General features: G+C 73.4%; 17 protein-coding genes and 1 tRNA gene. 6 read left to right on the top strand and 12 right to left on the bottom strand.

The features are described 5' to 3' along the window. Positions 1-3: 3 nt before the first annotated feature. Positions 4-1,173 (bottom strand): DUF2336 domain-containing protein, encoded by a 1,170-nt coding sequence (locus tag E2C06_RS10690; protein ID WP_133288594.1) that lies wholly within the window; start codon positions 1,171-1,173, stop codon positions 4-6. Next, positions 1,170-2,612 (bottom strand): sensor domain-containing diguanylate cyclase, encoded by a 1,443-nt coding sequence (locus E2C06_RS10695; protein ID WP_165982321.1) that lies wholly within the window; start codon positions 2,610-2,612, stop codon positions 1,170-1,172. The genes E2C06_RS10690 and E2C06_RS10695 overlap by 4 nt, the downstream gene beginning before the upstream one ends. Before the next feature lie 152 nt (positions 2,613-2,764). On the opposite strand from E2C06_RS10695, the gene dapD reads away from it, so the two are divergent. From dapD to E2C06_RS10710, 4 genes are all read left to right on the top strand, one after another. Beyond that, positions 2,765-3,604: a 2,3,4,5-tetrahydropyridine-2,6-dicarboxylate N-succinyltransferase gene (gene dapD, locus E2C06_RS10700; protein WP_133288596.1), complete on the top strand. Its 840-nt coding sequence runs from the start codon at positions 2,765-2,767 to the stop codon at positions 3,602-3,604. Beyond that, on the top strand, positions 3,604-4,740 hold the full coding sequence (gene dapE, locus E2C06_RS10705; RefSeq protein WP_133288597.1) for a succinyl-diaminopimelate desuccinylase: 1,137 nt from the start codon (positions 3,604-3,606) through the stop codon (positions 4,738-4,740). The genes dapD and dapE overlap by 1 nt, the downstream gene beginning before the upstream one ends. Positions 4,741-4,934: 194 nt before the next feature. Continuing rightward, the gene (locus E2C06_RS38700; protein WP_206664507.1) at positions 4,935-5,324 is read left to right on the top strand and encodes a hypothetical protein; all 390 of its coding nucleotides are present in this window, start codon (positions 4,935-4,937) and stop codon (positions 5,322-5,324) included. Next, a complete protein-coding gene (locus tag E2C06_RS10710) occupies positions 5,321-6,607 on the top strand; it encodes a leucine-rich repeat-containing protein kinase family protein (RefSeq protein WP_206664508.1) in 1,287 nt (428 codons plus the stop codon). Before E2C06_RS38700 ends, E2C06_RS10710 begins: the two co-directional genes overlap by 4 nt. Before the next feature lie 81 nt (positions 6,608-6,688). On the opposite strand, the gene truA is transcribed toward E2C06_RS10710, so the two are convergent. The 3 genes from truA to def all read right to left on the bottom strand — a co-directional run bounded on the left by truA (position 6,689) and on the right by def (position 9,075). Next, positions 6,689-7,450 carry a tRNA pseudouridine(38-40) synthase TruA gene (truA, locus tag E2C06_RS10715; RefSeq protein ID WP_133288599.1) on the bottom strand — a complete coding sequence of 254 codons (762 nt, stop codon included), beginning with the start codon at positions 7,448-7,450 and terminating at the stop codon, positions 6,689-6,691. A gap of 165 nt (positions 7,451-7,615) precedes the next feature. Then, the gene (gene fmt, locus E2C06_RS10720; RefSeq protein ID WP_133288600.1) at positions 7,616-8,542 is read right to left on the bottom strand and encodes a methionyl-tRNA formyltransferase; all 927 of its coding nucleotides are present in this window, start codon (positions 8,540-8,542) and stop codon (positions 7,616-7,618) included. After that, a complete protein-coding gene (gene def, locus E2C06_RS10725) occupies positions 8,542-9,075 on the bottom strand; it encodes a peptide deformylase (protein ID WP_133288601.1) in 534 nt (177 codons plus the stop codon). Before def ends, fmt begins: the two co-directional genes overlap by 1 nt. Positions 9,076-9,198: 123 nt before the next feature. Between def and E2C06_RS10730 the strand changes: the two genes are divergently transcribed. Both E2C06_RS10730 and E2C06_RS10735 read left to right on the top strand, forming a co-directional pair. Then, positions 9,199-9,687 carry an Hsp20 family protein gene (locus tag E2C06_RS10730; protein WP_133288602.1) on the top strand — a complete coding sequence of 163 codons (489 nt, stop codon included), beginning with the start codon at positions 9,199-9,201 and terminating at the stop codon, positions 9,685-9,687. A gap of 132 nt (positions 9,688-9,819) precedes the next feature. Next, entirely contained in the window at positions 9,820-10,074 is a 255-nt protein-coding gene (locus E2C06_RS10735; protein WP_133288603.1) for a DUF1150 family protein, read from the top strand. A 61-nt stretch (positions 10,075-10,135) separates the two neighbouring features. Here the strand turns inward: E2C06_RS10735 and hpf are convergent, their stop codons facing one another. The 7 genes from hpf to E2C06_RS10770 form a co-directional block, all read right to left on the bottom strand. Next, positions 10,136-10,756 carry a ribosome hibernation-promoting factor, HPF/YfiA family gene (gene hpf / locus E2C06_RS10740; RefSeq protein ID WP_133288604.1) on the bottom strand — a complete coding sequence of 207 codons (621 nt, stop codon included), beginning with the start codon at positions 10,754-10,756 and terminating at the stop codon, positions 10,136-10,138. A gap of 120 nt (positions 10,757-10,876) precedes the next feature. Beyond that, positions 10,877-12,361: an RNA polymerase factor sigma-54 gene (rpoN, locus tag E2C06_RS10745; RefSeq protein ID WP_133288605.1), complete on the bottom strand. Its 1,485-nt coding sequence runs from the start codon at positions 12,359-12,361 to the stop codon at positions 10,877-10,879. Between the two features lie 91 nt (positions 12,362-12,452). Continuing rightward, positions 12,453-13,232, bottom strand: a complete 780-nt coding sequence (gene lptB, locus E2C06_RS10750; protein ID WP_133288606.1) for an LPS export ABC transporter ATP-binding protein — start codon at positions 13,230-13,232, stop codon at positions 12,453-12,455. Then, complete coding sequence (locus E2C06_RS10755) at positions 13,229-14,203, bottom strand: LptA/OstA family protein (RefSeq protein WP_133288607.1); 975 nt, start codon at positions 14,201-14,203, stop codon at positions 13,229-13,231. The genes lptB and E2C06_RS10755 overlap by 4 nt, the downstream gene beginning before the upstream one ends. Next, a complete protein-coding gene (lptC, locus tag E2C06_RS10760) occupies positions 14,203-14,931 on the bottom strand; it encodes an LPS export ABC transporter periplasmic protein LptC (RefSeq protein ID WP_241671209.1) in 729 nt (242 codons plus the stop codon). Before lptC ends, E2C06_RS10755 begins: the two co-directional genes overlap by 1 nt. Before the next feature lie 206 nt (positions 14,932-15,137). Further along, entirely contained in the window at positions 15,138-15,761 is a 624-nt protein-coding gene (locus E2C06_RS10765) for a ribonuclease D (RefSeq protein ID WP_241671210.1), read from the bottom strand. A gap of 113 nt (positions 15,762-15,874) precedes the next feature. Next, a tRNA-Leu gene (locus tag E2C06_RS10770) sits at positions 15,875-15,961 on the bottom strand. Positions 15,962-16,040 lie beyond the last annotated feature (79 nt).

A 16,040-nucleotide genomic window follows, 5' to 3' on the forward strand; every position in this document is an offset into this window, starting at 1 on the left:
GCGTCAGACCGGCTCGGCCAGCAGCTCGATCTGCCAGCGCATCTCCGCCTCGGTCAGCGGCCAGTCGCCCTCGGGCGGCAGCGGGATGGCGGCGCCCGGGGCGATCTGGCCGAGCACGCCTTGCGCCGGCAGCGCGCAGCGCGGCGGGAAGCCGGCCTTCCAGCACAGGCTGACCAGCGCCTTGCCGCTCCGCAGCTGCGCCGCGTGCTCCACCGCCCGCGCCGGCACGCCGGTGTGCTCGGCCAGCAGCCGCATCATGGTGATCCTGTCGCCGCGCAGCCCGGCTTCCTCGAAGGCCAGTTCCGCCGGCAGCGCGCCGCCGCCGCGGCGTTCCAGCCGCAGGTCGACGCGCGCCCGCAGCACCCGGGCCAGGGTGGGGTCGAGGTCAGTGCGGGTGGCCAGCGGCTCCAGCAGGTGATCGGCCACCACGGCGGCCAGGGCGAGCGTCGCCTGCGGCGGCAGCCCGGCGCGGCGCACCAGGGTCTCCTGCCATTGCTGGTGGGTGGCGGCGACCGCGATCAGCGTATCGAGCGTCTTCTCCCGGATCGAGGCGCTGTCGTTGGCCAGCAGCGCCGCGACGGCGCCGTTGTCGGACCGCGCGACCACCGCATCCGACAGCCGCTCGCTGAGACAGGGCCGGCGGGCGACGGCGGTCACCGTCTCCGGCACCGGCGGCGCCTCGATCAGCGCCAGCAGGTCGTCCTCGGTCAGCAGGGGGGAGAAGCGGATGACCGGGGCGGCAACCTCCATCGCCGCGTCCCGCGCCAGGCGCAGGATCAGGTCGCGCGGCGCGTCCGGCATCGCCTGCAATTCCTCGGCGATGACGGCGCGCACCAGCACCGCCGCATCCGCCGCCAGCCCGCAGAGCGTGCTCCAGGCCAGGGTCTGCAGCCGGTCCTTCGCCCCGGCCAGCACCGGCGCGCGCGGCGCCAGCTTGCGGCCGACCACGGCGCGCACCCGCGGGTCGCCGTCGCCCGCCAGCAGGCTGTCCGCCTGGGCCGGCGTCGCCGCATTGGCGGCGACCGCCGCGCGCACCGTCAGCTTGCCGTCGGCGGCGAGGAAATAGAGGATCTCCGGCGCCGCATCGGGGCGGGAGGCGAGCGCGATGCGCTCGGCCTCGGTGCCCTCGGCGACGATGCGCTTCGCCGCCTCGTAGGAGCGGGCCGGCTTCACGAGGCGAGCCGCCGCGGCGGCCCGTCCGGCGTCGCCAGGACCCAGGCATCCCGCCCGCCGCGCTTGGCGTCGTACATGGCGGCATCGGCGCGGGCCAGCAGCGCCTCGGGCGTCTCCGCCGTGCCGGGCCGGCGGATGGCGCCGCCGATGCTGAAGGTGATCGGCGGCGTGTCCTTCCCCAGCCGGTGGTCGAGCCGGGCGGCGGCGGCGCAGACCGCGGCGGCACGGCCGGCGGCACCCTCGGCATCCGCGGCTTCGAGCCAGAGGGCGAATTCGTCGCCGCCGAGCCGCGCCGCCATGTCGGTCGGCCGGATCAGGTCGCGCAGCAGGCCGGCGACCGCGACCAGGGCGGCATCCCCGGCCTCATGGCCCAGCCGGTCGTTGATCGGCTTGAAATTGTCGAGGTCGAGAAACAGCAGCGCGCCTTCCGCCCGGCCGGCCCGCAGCGGGTCCTGCGCCTGGCGGCGCAGCCGGCGGCCGAGGTCCTCGAGGAAGGCGCGGCGGTTCAGCAGGCCGGTGAGCGCATCGGTCCGCGCCTGGCCTTCCAGCCGGTGCTGCAGCGCCTGATTGCCCAGCACGACGAAGAGGAAATCGGACAGCGCCGCCAGCATGTGGCGTTCGTCGGCATCGAAACCCCGCTGCCCGGCGTCTCGCCACGCCAGCAACGCCTGCGGCTGGTCGCAATGGGTCGTGGCCTGGGATTGCTGCGGCACTACCGCCAGGTGTTCGCCGCCCGGACCCGCAAGGAAGGCCGGGCCGCCGCAGCCGAGGCATTGGCTGAAGCCAGCCAGCAACGGCACCGGGTCCCCGCCCTGCTGGTGGATCGCAACGGGACCGTCGCCCCTTGGCCATTCCACCACCGCGGCGCCGGCGCAGCCGAGCGCGCCCTGCAGCGCCTCCAGCGTCGCCGTCAGCATGCGCGGCGCCAGGACCTCGCGCCGCACGCGACCGATCAGGCTTTGCAGGGCCTCGGCCCGGCGCAGCGCCGCGGCCTGCGCCTCGGCCTCCGCCACCTCAGCGGTGATGTCCCGGCCGCTGCCCCGCAGGCCGACGAAGCGGCCCGCGGCATCCTGCAGCGGGACGAGCGAGAGGCTGAGGCAGGCGCTGCCGCCGTCCGCCCGGCGTAGCCAGGCGCGCAGGCCGCGGGCTGCGCCGCGCAGCAGGAAAGGGTCGGGTTCCGGCACCGCCAGCAACTCGCGGCCCGGGCGGTCGAGCAGGGCTTCCGCCGACCAGCCGAGCGGGGCTTCCGGCGCGACGAAGGTGAAGCGGCCTGCGGCATCGGTTTCGAAGACGAGGTCGGCGGCGAGGGTGGCGAAGTCCCGCCAGCGTTGGCGCGATTCGAGCAGGGCCCCGCAGAGGCTGGGATCGGGTTCCGGCGCGGCCGCGACGCCGCCAGCGGAAGCGGCATGCGCGCGGGCCTGCTCTGCCGTGGGGTCCATGGAAGGCATGCGGGGAAGGATCGCCGCATCGGATGAAGGACGCGTTATCGGAACGGTCAGGGCGCGTTGACAGGCGCGTGTCGGCATCGGCATGGTCCGCCGCTTCCGCGCCGGGCCTCCGGCGCGCCGGATATCGCCGCGGGACAACGACCATGGACGCCAGCACCCTCCAGACGCGCATCGAGGCCCTGTGGGAGCGGCGCGACACGCTCACCCCCGCCACCGGCGGCGACGACCGCGCGGTGGTCGAGGCGGCGCTGGAGGCGCTCGATTCCGGCAAGGCGCGGGTCGCCGAGCCGCTCGGTTCGCCCGGCGAGTGGCGGGTGAACCAGTGGCTGAAGCAGGCGGTGCTGCTGTCCTTCCGGCTGACCGATTCGGCGCCGATGGACGTGGGCACCGGCGCCTACGACAAGGTGCCGCTGAAATTCGCCGACTGGGGCCCGAACCGGTTCAAGGAGGCCGGCTTCCGCGCGGTGCCCGGCGCCGTGGTGCGGCGCTCGGCCTATATTGCGCCCGGCGTGGTGCTGATGCCCTCGTTCGTCAATCTCGGCGCCCATGTCGACCGCAACACCATGGTGGATACCTGGGCGACGGTCGGGTCCTGCGCGCAGATCGGCAAGAACGTTCACATCTCGGGCGGCGTCGGCATCGGCGGCGTGCTGGAGCCGCTGCAGGCCAACCCGGTGGTGATCGAGGACGACTGCTTCGTCGGCGCCCGGTCCGAGGTGGCCGAGGGCGTCGTGGTGGAGCGCGGCGCGGTGCTGTCGATGGGCGTCTTCCTCGGCGCCTCGACCAAGATCATCGATCGCGCCACAGGGCAGGTCCATATGGGCCGCGTTCCCTCCTACTCCGTCGTGGTGCCGGGCAGCCTGCCGGGCAAGCCGCTGCCGGACGGCACGCCGGGGCCGAGCCTCTATTGCGCGGTGATCGTGAAGCGGGTGGACGAGCAGACCCGGGCCAAGACCAGCATCAACGAGCTGCTGCGGGACTGATGCGCAACACGCCAACCGACCCTGTGCCGCTGGCCCAGGCGCTGATCCGCTGCCCGAGCGTGACCCCGGCCGATGCCGGGGCGCTCGGCGTGATGGAGCAGGCGCTGACCGCGCTCGGCTTCACCTGCCACCGGCTGACCTTCGGCGAGACGCCCAACCTTTACGCCCGCCGGGGCACCGGGGGGCCGCATTTCTGCTATGCCGGGCATACCGACGTGGTGCCGACCGGCCCGGCCGAGGCCTGGACGGACGGGCCCTTCGACGCGGTGGTGAGGGACGGCGTGCTGTACGGCCGCGGTGCCTGCGACATGAAGGGCGGCATCGCCGCCTTCGTCGCCGGCCTGACCGACTACCTCGCCGCCAACCCGAACCCGCCCGGCAGCATCAGCCTGCTGATCACCGGCGACGAGGAAGGCCCGGCCAGGGACGGCACGGTGAAGGTGCTGGACTGGATGGCCGCGCGGGGCGAGATCCCCGACATGGCCCTGGTCGGCGAGCCGACCTCCCGCGCCGCGCTCGGCGACTTGGTCAAGGTCGGCCGCCGCGGCAGCATGACCGCCTGGATCACCCTGTTCGGCACGCAAGGGCACAGCGCCTATCCGCAGCGGGCCGACAACCCGATCCACCGGCTGGTCCGCGTGCTGCACCGGCTGACCGCCGCGCCGATCGACCAGGGCAGCCAGTTCTTCGAGGCGACGACCCTGCAGGTCACCGGCTTCGACGTCGGCAACCCGGCGAACAACGTCATCCCCGGCGAGGCCCGGGCGATGCTGAACATCCGCTTCAACGACCTCCACACCAGCGCGTCCCTGACCGAGCACCTGCACGCCGCGCTGCGCCGCGAGGACGCGCGCTACGAGATGCGCGTCGACTGCTCCGGCGAGAGCTTCCTGACCCGGCCCGGCCCCTTCGTCGACGCGCTGAAGCGCGCCGTGCTGCGGGCCACCGGGCAGGAGCCGGCGCTCGATACCGGCGGCGGGACCTCCGACGCCCGCTTCATCGCGCGGTTCTGCCCGGTGGCGGAGCTCGGCGCCGTCGGCTCCACCATGCACAAGGCGAACGAGGCGGCGCCGGTGGCCGAGCTGCGCGACCTCGCGGCGCTCTACCGCATGGTGCTCGAGGAGGCCTTCGCCTGAGCGGCACCCCGCCGACCACGCGCGGCATCATCGCCGCCGGGCTGCGCGGCGCCTGCCGCCTGGCCCAGGGCAAGCCGGACGGGCTGCTGCTGATCGAGGACACGCCGGCCGGCGTCGCCCGCAGCTTCTGGGCGGCGGCGCTCTGCCTGCCCGGCTTCCTGGCGCTGAAGCTGCTGTCCTGGGCCGGCGACGGCGTGCCGGCGGCCGGCTTCGCGCGCGGCATGACGGCCGAGCTGATCGGCTATGCGGCGGCCTGGGCGGGCTTCGCGCTCGCCTCCCTGCCGCTGGCGGAGATGCAGGGGCGCCGGGCCGAATGGCCGCGCTTCATCGCCGCCTGGAACTGGGCGAACGTGGTCCAGTACATGGTGCTGATCGCCCTGACCGTGCCGGCCGCCTTCGGCCTGCCCGCCGCCATCGCCCAGGGGCTGGGGCTGGCGGCGCTGGGCTATGCGCTCTGGCTCGAATGGTTCGTGGCGAAGTCGGCCCTGCGGCTGGCGGGCGGCACGGCGGCGCTCTTCGTGGCACTCGACCTGCTGCTGGGCATCTTCATCGGCGGCCTCGTGGGGCGGCTTTCGGCAGGGTGACGGACGCCGCGACCACCCTGGCCGCACTGCGCCGCGGCGACCTCGCCGGCACCCGGGAGCTCCGCCTCGCGGGCCTCGGCCTGCGGGAATTCCCGCCCGAGATCCTCGGCCTCGCCGGGAGCCTCGAGCTGCTCGACCTCAGCGGCAATGCGCTGGGGGCGCTGCCGCCCGGTCTCGCCCGCTGCCGTCGGCTGCGGGTCTTCTTCGGCTCCGGCAACCGCTTCGGCCGGCTGCCGCCGGTGCTGGGCGATTGCCCGGCGCTCAGCCAGGTCGGCTGCCGCGGCAGCGCCCTGGCTGAGGTTCCGGCCGAGGCCCTGCCGCCCGGGCTGCGCTGGCTGACCCTGACCGACAACCAGCTCGCCGCGCTGCCGCCGGCGCTGGGGGAGCGCCCCGCGCTGCAGAAGCTCATGCTCTCCGGCAACCGGCTGCAGCAACTGCCGGCGGGGCTGGCCGGCGCCGGCAGGCTCGAATTGCTGCGCATCGCCGCCAACCGCTTCGAGGCCCTGCCGCCCTGGCTGGCCGGGCTGCCCCGGCTCGCCTGGCTGGCCATGGCCGGCAATCCCTGCGAGGGCGAGGGCCTGGTCCCGGCCGCCCCGGCGGCGGCGTGGTCGGCCCTGGCCCCGGGTGCCTTGCTGGGGGAGGGGGCCTCGGGCCGCGTCCATGCCGCGCGCTGGGCGGGCCGCCCGGTCGCGCTCAAGCTCTTCAAGGGTGCCATGACCAGCGACGGCCTGCCGGAGCGCGAGATGGCCGCCTGCCTCGCCGCCGGCACGCATCCCCACCTCGTCGGCGCGCTGGGCCGGCTGGAGGGCCACCCCGAGGCGCTGCAGGGCTTGGTGATGCCGCTGCTGCCGCCGGACTGGCGGGTCCTCGCCGGGCCGCCCAGCCTCGAGAGCTGCAGCCGCGATGTCTACGATCCGGCCCTGCGGCTGGCGCCGCCGGTGGCCTTGCGCATCGCCCGCGGCATCGGCGCGGCGGCGGCGCACCTGCATGGCCAGGGGCTGCTGCATGGCGACCTCTACGCGCACAACGTGCTCTGGGACGGCGCGGCGGGGGCGGCGGTGCTCAGCGATCTCGGCGCCGCGGCCTTCCTGCCGCCCGGTCCGATGGGCGCGACGCTGCAACGCCTGGAGGTGCGGGCCTGGGGCCTGCTGCTGGGCGAGTTGCTGGATCGCTGCGAGGCAGCCGTGCCGGAGGCTGCCCGGGCGGTGGAGCGGGCCTGCGTGCAGCCGGCGGTCGCGGCCCGGCCGCTGCTGGCGGAGGCCGTGGCGATGCTGCCGGCCTGACCGGCGGCGCGAGGCCGGCGCCGCCGGGAAGGCCAAGGCGGCAGCGGTTCCGGCTTCAGGCCCAGTCCTCAGACCCAGTCCTCAGGCCCAGTCCGGCTCCTCGGCATAGCGGACGAAGGTGAAGCACAGCCCCTCCGGCGGCGCCGTCATGCCCGCCTGGGCCCGGTCACGGCCTTCCAGCACCCGGCGCGGCCATTCCACCCCGCGGCGGCCCTGGCCGACTTCCAGCAGCGTGCCGACCAGGTTGCGGATCTGGTGGTGCAGGAAGCTGCGGGCCTCGGCGGTAACGACCAGCTCCTCCCCCAGCCGGGCGACGTCCAGCCGGTCCAGCGTCCGCAGCGCCGACTTCGCCTGGCAGGCGGCGGCGCGAAAGGCGGAGAAGTCGTGCCGGCCCAGCAGGCCCTGCGCCGCGGCATGCATGGCGCCGGCATCGAGCGGCGCCTTGACGTGCCAGACCAGGCCATCGTCGAGCGCCGGCCGGGCGCGGCGGTTGAGCATGCGGTAGCGGTAGCCGCGCCTGATCGCGGAGAACCTCGCATTCCAGCCCGGCGGGGCGAGGGCGGCGCGGCGGATGACGATCGGGTAGGGCCGGGTGTGGAAGTCCAGCGCCTCCCGCAGCCGGTCGGGGGCGATCTTCCGGACAAGCTCGATCTGCGCCACCTGGCCTTCGGCATGCACCCCGGCATCGGTGCGGCCGGCGGCGATGCTGGCGGGCGGGATGCCGTCGTTGAGCTTTGCCGCGGCTTCCTCCAGCACCTGCTGGACCGAGAGGCCATTCGCCTGCCGCTGCCAGCCGACGAAGGGACCGCCGTGGTATTCGAGGGTGAGGGCGTAGAGCGGCATCAGGCCGGGCGCCGGTGCTGCAAGGTCGGGGAGGGAAAAGTCTTCCCTTCCCGAACACCTCCCTTCCTTTTTGTGGGCTTGGCGCTCGCCGCGCGGCGGGTGCCAGACCCAGAAAAGTAGATGAGGGGTCCGGGGAGAATACTTTCTCCCCGGCCTTCCATTTTCCTAAGCGGAAGCAACGGCGCCGCCCCGGAGCCGCGTCCCCGGCGCCAGCGGGAAGCCGCGCAGGAAATCCGCCGCCGGCAGCGGCCCGCGGCCCGGGCGCTGCAGCCGCAGCAGGCGCAGCGCGCCCGATCCGCAGGCGATGGTCGCGGCATCGTCCAGCACCGTGCCCGGCGGGCCTGCCCCCGGCGAAGGCTCGGCCGCGAGAACCCGGATCTGCTCCCCGGCATGGCCGAAGAAGGTGCCCGGCCAGGGGTTCAGCGCCCGCACCCGGCGATCCAGTGAGGCCGCGTCCTCTGCCCAGTCCAGCACGCCGTCGGCCTTGGTCAGCTTCGCGGCATGGGTGACGCCCGCCTCCGGCTGCGGCACCGGCGCCGGCGGCTCGGCCAGCGCGCGCAGGATCAGCGCCGCGCCGATCCCGGCGAGCGCGTCGTGCAGCTCGGGCGTCGTGGTGCGCGGGCCGATCGGGGTGGCGCCCTTCAGCAGCATCGGGCCGGTATCCAGCCCTTCCTCCATCTGCATGATGGTGACGCCGCTTTCGGCGTCCCCGGCCAGGATCGCCGCCTGGATCGGCGCCGCGCCGCGCCAGCGCGGCAGCAGGGAGGCATGGATGTTGAGGCACCCCCGCCGCGGCGCATCCAGCATGGCCTTCGGCAGGATCAGCCCATAGGCGGCGACGACGGCGGCATCGAGGCCGAGCGCGGCGAAGGCGGCGTGCTCGGCGGCGTCCTTCCGCACCCGCGCCGGCGTCCGCACCGGCAGCCCCAGCGCCAGCGCCGCCTGGTGCACCGGGCAGGGCGTCTCCCGCTGGCCCCGCCCGGCCGGGCGGGGCGGCTGGCAATAGACCGCCGCGATCTCGTGCCCCGCCGCATGCAGCGCCCGCAGGGCCGGCACGGCGAAATCCGGGCTGCCCATGAAGGCGAGGCGCATCACGCGCCCTCGCGCGCCTTGTTCTTCAGGTCCTTGGCCAGCTTCCGCAGCAGCATGTTCCGTTTCAGCGTGCTGATGTGGTCGACGAAGAGCACGCCGTCCAGGTGGTCGTATTCATGCTGCAGGCAGGTGGCCAGCAGCCCGTCCGCCTCGATCTCCCGCTTCGCGCCGCCGAGGTCGTGGTAGCGCAGCTTGACCCGCGCCGGGCGGGTCACGTCGGCATACTGGCCGGGGAGGGAGAGGCAGCCTTCCTCCCGCTCCGCCAGTTCCTCGCTGACCGCGACGATCTCCGGGTTCACCAGCACCATGGGGTCCGGCTTGTCGCCCTTCTGGATGTCGACCACGAACATCCGCAGCAGCGCCCCGACCTGGGGCGCCGCCAGGCCGATGCCGGGCGCCTTGTACATGGCGTCCAGCATCCGCGGCGCGAGGGCGCGGACGGCATCGGCATCGGCGGGGCCCACCGGCTTCGCCTTGGCGCGCAGCCGCGGGTCGGGCACCAGGAGGATGGGCAGGAGATCTTGGTCGGACATGATGGGGCGGAAGTAGCCCCCGCGTGACCCCCTTGCAACGGCGGCCCCGGCTGACGACATTCCCATGCGTGACCGGGTGCTTCGGGCCCGGCCCGCCGCTTCGCTCCGCATGAGGAGGCCACCATGTCCCGCCCATCGGTCTTCGGATCGCCCCTGTTCCTCGGCTTCGACCACCTCGAGCAGATGCTCGACCGGGTCGCCAAGAACGCCGACGGCTACCCGCCCTACAATATCGAGCAGACCGGCGACAACCGGCTGCGCATCACCCTGGCCGTCGCCGGCTTCGCGATGGAGGACCTGCAGATCACGCAGGAGGACAACCAGCTGGTGATCCGCGGCCGGCAGAAGGACGATTCCGACGGCCGGATCTTCCTGCATCGCGGCATCGCCGCGCGGCAGTTCCAGCGCGCCTTCGTCCTGGCCGAGGGGATCGACGTGGAAGGGGCCTGGCTCGACAACGGCCTGCTGCATGTCGACCTGCGTCGGCCGCAGCCGGAGGTCCGGGTGAAGACCATCCCGATCGGCGGCGGGACCGCCAACGGCGAGGCCAGCGGCCCGAAGGTGAACGGCGCCGCCCGACCGATCGTCGAGGGGCGGGTGACCCGGACTTGATGAAGGCTTGGTCCCCGCCGGATCACACGACCATCCGGGGCCGATGAGCGAACCCGGCGCGCTGCACGGCGCTAGGGTCCTTGGAAGCTCCGCGCCGCATGGGCTTCGGCCATGCCGGAAGGAGAATGCAACATGAAGAGCAGCAACCAGAACAACGGCCCGGTCGAGGCCAGCAACGCCGCGCTCTCCCTGCGCCAGTTGTCGGTCGCGGACTGGCAGAGCTTCGGCGCCCAGGAAATCGCCTATATCCGGCCGGTTCTGGTGAACGGCGTGCATGCCATGGCGATCCATGCCGCGGATGGCACCCCGATCGGCGCCGCACCGAATGCCGAGATGGCGATCGCCGCCATCCTGCAGCACGAGATGGCGCCCGCCCTGGTCCATTGACCGGGGCGGCGTCACGGCGCGGCGGCGGGTCGCCGCGCCGGGACCTCCTGCGGGGGCGGCGCTAGCCTGCCGGCGCGTCGATCCAGCCGACGCAGCCATCGGCGCGGCGATAAACCACGTTCAGCACGCCCGAGCCGCTGTTGCGGAACATCAGCACCGGCTGATGCGTGAGGTCGAGCCGCATCACCGCCTCGCTCACCGTCAGCCGGGCGATCGCGGTCGGCTGCTCGGCGACGATGACGCTGTGATCGATCCGCGCGCCGTCCGCCGGTGCGGCCCCGGCCGCCTCGGCCTCGTCCTCCGGCTGCAGCACGTATTGCGTGGCGGTTTCGACCTCCGCCTCGGCCTCGGGCGCCCGCACCTCGGCCAGGCTGCGCGCGTGCTCGTTCACCCGCCGCCGGTAGCGGCGCAGGCGCTTTGCGACATGCTCCGCCGCCACCTCGAAGGCGCGGTGCGCGTCGACACCCTCTCCTTCGCCCCGCATGAACAGGTTGCGCCCGGCCTTCAGGTTGATGTCGCAGGCGAAGGCGCCGGCTTTCCCCTTCACGTCGCGCCGGAAGGTGACGTTCGCCTCCAGCGCATGGTCGAAATATTTCTGCGTGATGGAGGCCAGGCCTTCCCGGACATGGGTCTGCAGCGCTTCCCCGGTCTCGACCTGCTTGCCGGCAACGGTGACGTGCATGGGGGCAATCCCTCCTTTCCCTGTTTGGGAAGGGCGCCCGGCAGGGCCCATGGTGGCGAGGACGGTCTCGCACCCTGTGCGTGCCGCCCGGCCACGGAAGCCCTTGGCCGTCCGGCAGGATCAGGCCGGGACGGCCTTCTCCCGTTTGCGTTGCACCGATGATGGGATGCGCAACGCCTCTCGGTATTTGGCCACCGTTCGCCTGGCGATGTCCACGCCTTCCTGTCGCAATCGCTCAACAATTGCATCGTCGGAGAGGACCGCCTCGGGGTCCTCGGCGGCGATCATGCCGCGGATCCGCCAGCGCACGGCCTCGGCGCTGTGCTGCTCGCCGCCATGGGTGCCGGCGATGGCGGTGGTGAAGAAGTACTTCAGCTCGAAGGTGCCGCGGGGCGTGGCGATGTACTTGTTGGCGGTGACCCGGCTGACGGTGCTCTCGTGCATCTGCACCTCCTCGGCGATGTCGCGCAGGATGAGCGGCCGCAGGTATTCCACGCCGTGGCGGAAGAAGCCGTCCTGCCGGCGGACGATCTCCTGCGCCACCTTGATGATGGTGCTGGCGCGCTGCTCCAGGCTCTTCAGCAGCCAGTTGGCGCTCTGCAGCTTCTCCGCCAGGAAGACCTTGTCGTCCCTGCTGCGGCTGCCGACCTGGCAGCGGGCGTAGAAGCCGCGGTTGACCAGCACGCGCGGCAGGGTCTCGGGGTTCAGCTCGAGCAGCCAGCTGCCGTCCTCGGCGCGGCGCATCAGCACGTCGGGCACCACCACCGCCGCCGGCAGCTGGTCGAAGCTGGCGCCGGGCTTCGGGTCCAGCCGCTTCAGCTCGGCGATCATCTCCGCCATGTCCTCGGCATCGACGCCGCAGACCGCCATCAGCCCAGGCCTGTCGCGCCGCGCCAGCATGTCGAGGTTGTCGAGCAGCGCCTGCATCGCCGGGTCCAGCCGGTTCTGCTCGGCGAGCTGGATGGCCAGGCATTCCGCCAGGTTGCGCGCGAACATGCCGGGCGGGTCGAAGCGCTGCATGCGGGCGCGCACCGCCTGCACCTTCTCGGGCGCGCAGCCCATGGCCTCGGCGATCGCCGCGTCCTCGACCGGCAGGCGGCCGGCGGCATCGACCATGGCCAGCAGCTGCGCCGCGATCAGCCGGTCGCGGGCATCCCGGAAGGTCAGGCGGACCTGCTCGCCCAGGTGCTCGCGCAGCGTCCGGCCGGCGGCGGCCAAGTCCTCGACCCCCGAGAGGTCGTCTGCGAAATCGGCCCGGCCGCCGCGGCCATAGGGCGATTCGAAGCCGCCGCCGGCGTCGTAGACGTTGCTCCAGTCCGCATCGAGCGGCGAGGCATGCTCCTGCGGCAGGGCATCCGAGACCGCCGCGCTGTGGCTGTCGGGCGCGGCGGCGGCGGCGGGCAGGGGATCGACGCGGTGGCCGTCATCCGGGCCGGCCAGGATGCGCTCGTCGCGCTCGAGCAGCGGGTTGCGCTCCAGCTCCTCCTCGACGAAGGCGGCGACTTCCAGGTTGCTCGACTGCAGCAGCTTGATCGCCTGCCGCAGCTGCGGCGTCATCACCAACGACTGCGACTGCCGCAGGTCGAGGCGAGGCGCCATGCTCATCCCTAGGCCGCCCGGTACGCAGCCGCCACACCGTTGCGGCACTGCCGCAACCTGCGTACCGGGCGGTTGCGCGCCGCGCGCGCTGGCGGGTTCACAGGCTGAACCTTTCGCCGAGATAGACCCGGCGCACGCCCTCATGCGCCACGATATCGCGCGGCGCGCCTTCCATCAGCACCTGCCCGTCATGCAGGATGTAGGCGCGGTCGATGATCTCCAGCGTCTCGCGCACGTTGTGGTCGGTGATCAGCACGCCGATGCCGCGGTCCTTCAGATGCTTCACCAGGTCGCGGATCTCGCCGACCGCGATCGGGTCGATGCCGGCCAGAGGCTCGTCCAAAAGGATGTAGGAAGGATGAGTGGCGAGGGCGCGCGCGATCTCGCAGCGCCGCCGCTCGCCGCCCGACAGCGCGAGCGCCGGGGCGCGGCGCAGATGGGCGATGCCGAACTCCGCCAGCAGCGCGTCCAGCATCTGCTCGCGCCGGTCGCGCACCGGCTCGACCACCTCGAGCGCGGCGCGGATGTTGTCCTCGACCGACAGGCCGCGGAAGATCGAGGCCTCCTGCGGCAGGTAGCCGAGGCCGAGCCGGGCGCGGCGGTACATCGGCAGGGTGGTGACGTCGTGGCCGTCCATCACCACGCGGCCCTCGTCCGGCTGCACCAGGCCGGTGATCATGTAGAAGGTCGTGGTCTTGCCGGCGCCGTTGGGCCCCAGCAGCCCGACCGCCTCGCCGCGCTTCAGGTTGATCGAGACGTTCCGCACGACGGGCCGCTTGCGGTAGCGCTTGCCGAGGCCGAAGGCGGCGAGGCCGCCCTCGCCGGGCAGGGATTTCAGCATCGGTGCGTGCAGCGCCTGGCTCAGCGTCTCGCTCATCGGCCGATCCTCACGGACCCGGCGCCCGGGGCGGGCTGCGACTTGTCGGGCTGGCCCTTCTCGGCCGCGCCCTCCTGCTGGTTCGGCACGATCAGCCCCTGCACCCGGGCGCCGGGCGAGGAAACCAGCCGGGCCACGCCGGTCCGCATGTTCACGATGGCTTCCCGCCCGTTGATCTGGTTGTCGCCGCGGGTGATGCGGACATTGCCGAGCAGCCGCGCCATCCCGGTCTGCGCGCTGTAGATGCCGCGGTCGCCGCGCACCACCTCGGTCGCGGTGCGGATCTCGACATTGCCATAGGCCTCGACCCGGTCCATCCGGCCGGCGCCGGGCGGCTCCTTCTCCCCGGGCGCCGGCGCCGGGCGGGGCGCGGGCGGCGCGCCCGGGCCGCCGGCACCTTCCAGGAAATAGGCCACCAGGGTGTCGCCGGCGACCCGGCGGTTCTCCGCCGGCTCGGTCACCACGGCGGCGCCGCGGGCGACCGCCATGCGCTTCTGCGACCAGTATTCCAGGCTGTCCTTGGCGGTGATGACCTGCTGCGCCGTGGTCAGCGAGAGGTCGCGGCCGGTCAGCACCAGCACCGCCTGGTCGATGTCGTAGACCGCGCGGTCGCCGCGGGCGGTGTCGGTCGCGGTGGTGATCTTCACCCGCCCCTCGGCCTCCAGCCGCCAGATCTCGTTGTTGCCGCCGGGCGTGGCATCCATCGGCGCGGCTGCCTGCTGCGGCGCGGCGGCCCCTGCCGGCTGGCGAGCGGGACGGTAGCGGGCCAGCAGCCGGTCGGCCTCGACCGTCACGCCGGCGCGGACCGCGCGGGCATTGCCGCGGGCGATCACCACCTGCTCGGCCTGGCGCCACTCGATGCCGTCGGTCGCGGTGACGTCCACCGGGCCGCCCTGCGACAGGTCGATGTTCTGGCCGAGCGCGGCCAGCGGCACGGCGGCGAGCGCGGCGAGGAGAAAGGCGCGGCGCATCAGCGGCCCCCCTCCAGCACCGCATGGGCGCGGCCGGTGAAGACCACCACCGCGCCGCGGTCGCGGATGCGGAAGCCCTCGGCCGTCAGGGTGCCGAAGCCGCCCTGGGCGGCGACGGGCGTGTCGCCCTCGGCGGTGCCGGCCTCCATCTCCACCTTCGCTTCTTGGGTCAGCAGCATGGTGCCGTTGTCATGGTAGATCGTGACATCCCCCGCGAGGTCGAGCTTGCCGGCCGGCTTGTCGTAGCGGCCGGTGCGGGACTGCACGTAGATCCAGGCGCCGTCGCTCATGGTGATGTCGCCGCGCGGTTCCTCGAGGTTGAGGATCTCGGCGGCGCCTTCCTGTTGGCCGTCGCGGGCGGTGACGGTGAAGGGGCGGTTCAGCTCGTCCACCCCCTGGTAGCGCGGGTTGACCACCCGCAGCGCCTCGGCCCGCGGCTGCACGGTGCGGCGGAAGGAGACGCGGGAACGATCCTCGTTCCCCTCGATCTCCGGCCAGAAGACCACGGCGCCGAGCAGCACCAGGGCGAGGGCCGGCAGCAGCCGCTTGGTCCAGGCCACCAGGAAGCGGCGGCGCGCCATCTGGCCGACGGTCGGGGCAGCCCGGGCGCGGGAGGGCGGCAGCATGTGGCGCGGCGCCTGGCCGGCCCCGGGACCAAGCGGGGCGGCGGCCTGGCTGCGGGGCGCGGGGCGCGGGGGCGGGGTGCGGTCCGGCATCACCAGCGGCATACCGCGGCAGCCCGGGCAGGGCGCCGGGCGTGGCGGTCACGGATCGGCGAAGGGGCGCGCTGGGTCAGGTCCACGGCCGACTGTATGGGCCGGGGTGCCGCAGGGGTCAATGAGCCGTTCCCGTATCGGACAAGAATCGTGCCAGGGTGTTGCCGCCCGGTGAAGGGCGGCGGGAGCCGGGCCGGGCCGCGTCCATGGCCCGGCCGTCAATGCGCGAAGATGTCGGGCTCCGCGTATCCGAGCAGGTCGAGCGCGCCGCGGGTCGGCAGGAAGCCGAAGCAGGCCTGCGCCAGCTCCAGCCGGTCCTCGCGCCGCAGCAGGCCTTCCAGCCGCGCCCAGAGCGCATGCAGATGCAGCACGTCGGAGGCCGCATAGGCCATCTGCTCGGCGGTCAGCTCCGGCGCGCCCCAGTCCGAGCTCTGCTGCTGCTTCGACAGCTCGACCCCGAGCAGCTCCTTGCAGAGGTCCTTCAGCCCGTGCCGGTCGGTGAAGGTGCGGACCAGCTTGGCGGCGACCTTGGTGCAGATGACCGGCGCGACCGTGACGCCGAGGTTGTGCTGCAGGGCAGCGCAATCGAAGCGGGCGAAGTGGAACAGCTTGGTGGTGCCCGGGTCGGCCAGCATGGCCTTCAGGTTCGGGCAATCGGCGCCGCGGCCGCCGAGCGCGGGCGGGACGATCTGCACCAGGTGCGCGTTGCCGTCGCCGGAGGAGAGCTGCACCAGGCAGAGCCGGTCGCGCTGCGGCTTCAGGCCCATGGTCTCGGTATCGATCGCCACCAGGGGGCCGAGCGAAAGGCCGTCGGGCAGATCGTGCCGGTGCAGGGTGATCACGGGGCGCCTCCTTGGGCGGCCGGGCGGGAAGAGAAAGGTTCGCACGGGGCCCGGTGGCTGGTTCGGCGGAGCCGGTTCCGGCCTATGGCCGGGGCGGTGCCCGCTGCAGGGGATGGTGCCCAGGAAAGGACTCGAACCTTCACGACCTTGCGGTCACTGGCACCTGAAGCCAGCGCGTCTACCAATTCCACCACCTGGGCACAGGCTGCGGCACCGACGGGGTGTCGTCCGCCGGGAGCGCGGAAATAGAGCGCTGGCCGGGGGGCGTCAAGCGCCCTC

It is taken from the genome of Dankookia rubra (genome assembly GCF_004355005.1).
Classification (GTDB): domain Bacteria; phylum Pseudomonadota; class Alphaproteobacteria; order Acetobacterales; family Acetobacteraceae; genus Paracraurococcus; species Paracraurococcus ruber_A.

Coding starts and splice junctions, on each gene's coding strand:
- E2C06_RS10695 (WP_165982321.1), bottom strand. CDS start 2,612: ATGGACCCCACGGCAGAGCAGGCCCGCGCGCATGCCGCTTCCGCTGGC.
- dapD (WP_133288596.1), top strand. CDS start 2,765: ATGGACGCCAGCACCCTCCAGACGCGCATCGAGGCCCTGTGGGAGCGG.
- dapE (WP_133288597.1), top strand. CDS start 3,604: ATGCGCAACACGCCAACCGACCCTGTGCCGCTGGCCCAGGCGCTGATC.
- truA (WP_133288599.1), bottom strand. CDS start 7,450: ATGCCGCTCTACGCCCTCACCCTCGAATACCACGGCGGTCCCTTCGTC.
- fmt (WP_133288600.1), bottom strand. CDS start 8,542: ATGCGCCTCGCCTTCATGGGCAGCCCGGATTTCGCCGTGCCGGCCCTG.
- def (WP_133288601.1), bottom strand. CDS start 9,075: ATGTCCGACCAAGATCTCCTGCCCATCCTCCTGGTGCCCGACCCGCGG.
- E2C06_RS10730 (WP_133288602.1), top strand. CDS start 9,199: ATGTCCCGCCCATCGGTCTTCGGATCGCCCCTGTTCCTCGGCTTCGAC.
- E2C06_RS10735 (WP_133288603.1), top strand. CDS start 9,820: ATGAAGAGCAGCAACCAGAACAACGGCCCGGTCGAGGCCAGCAACGCC.
- hpf (WP_133288604.1), bottom strand. CDS start 10,756: ATGCACGTCACCGTTGCCGGCAAGCAGGTCGAGACCGGGGAAGCGCTG.
- rpoN (WP_133288605.1), bottom strand. CDS start 12,361: ATGAGCATGGCGCCTCGCCTCGACCTGCGGCAGTCGCAGTCGTTGGTG.
- lptB (WP_133288606.1), bottom strand. CDS start 13,232: ATGAGCGAGACGCTGAGCCAGGCGCTGCACGCACCGATGCTGAAATCC.
- E2C06_RS10755 (WP_133288607.1), bottom strand. CDS start 14,203: ATGCGCCGCGCCTTTCTCCTCGCCGCGCTCGCCGCCGTGCCGCTGGCC.
- lptC (WP_241671209.1), bottom strand. CDS start 14,931: ATGCCGCTGGTGATGCCGGACCGCACCCCGCCCCCGCGCCCCGCGCCC.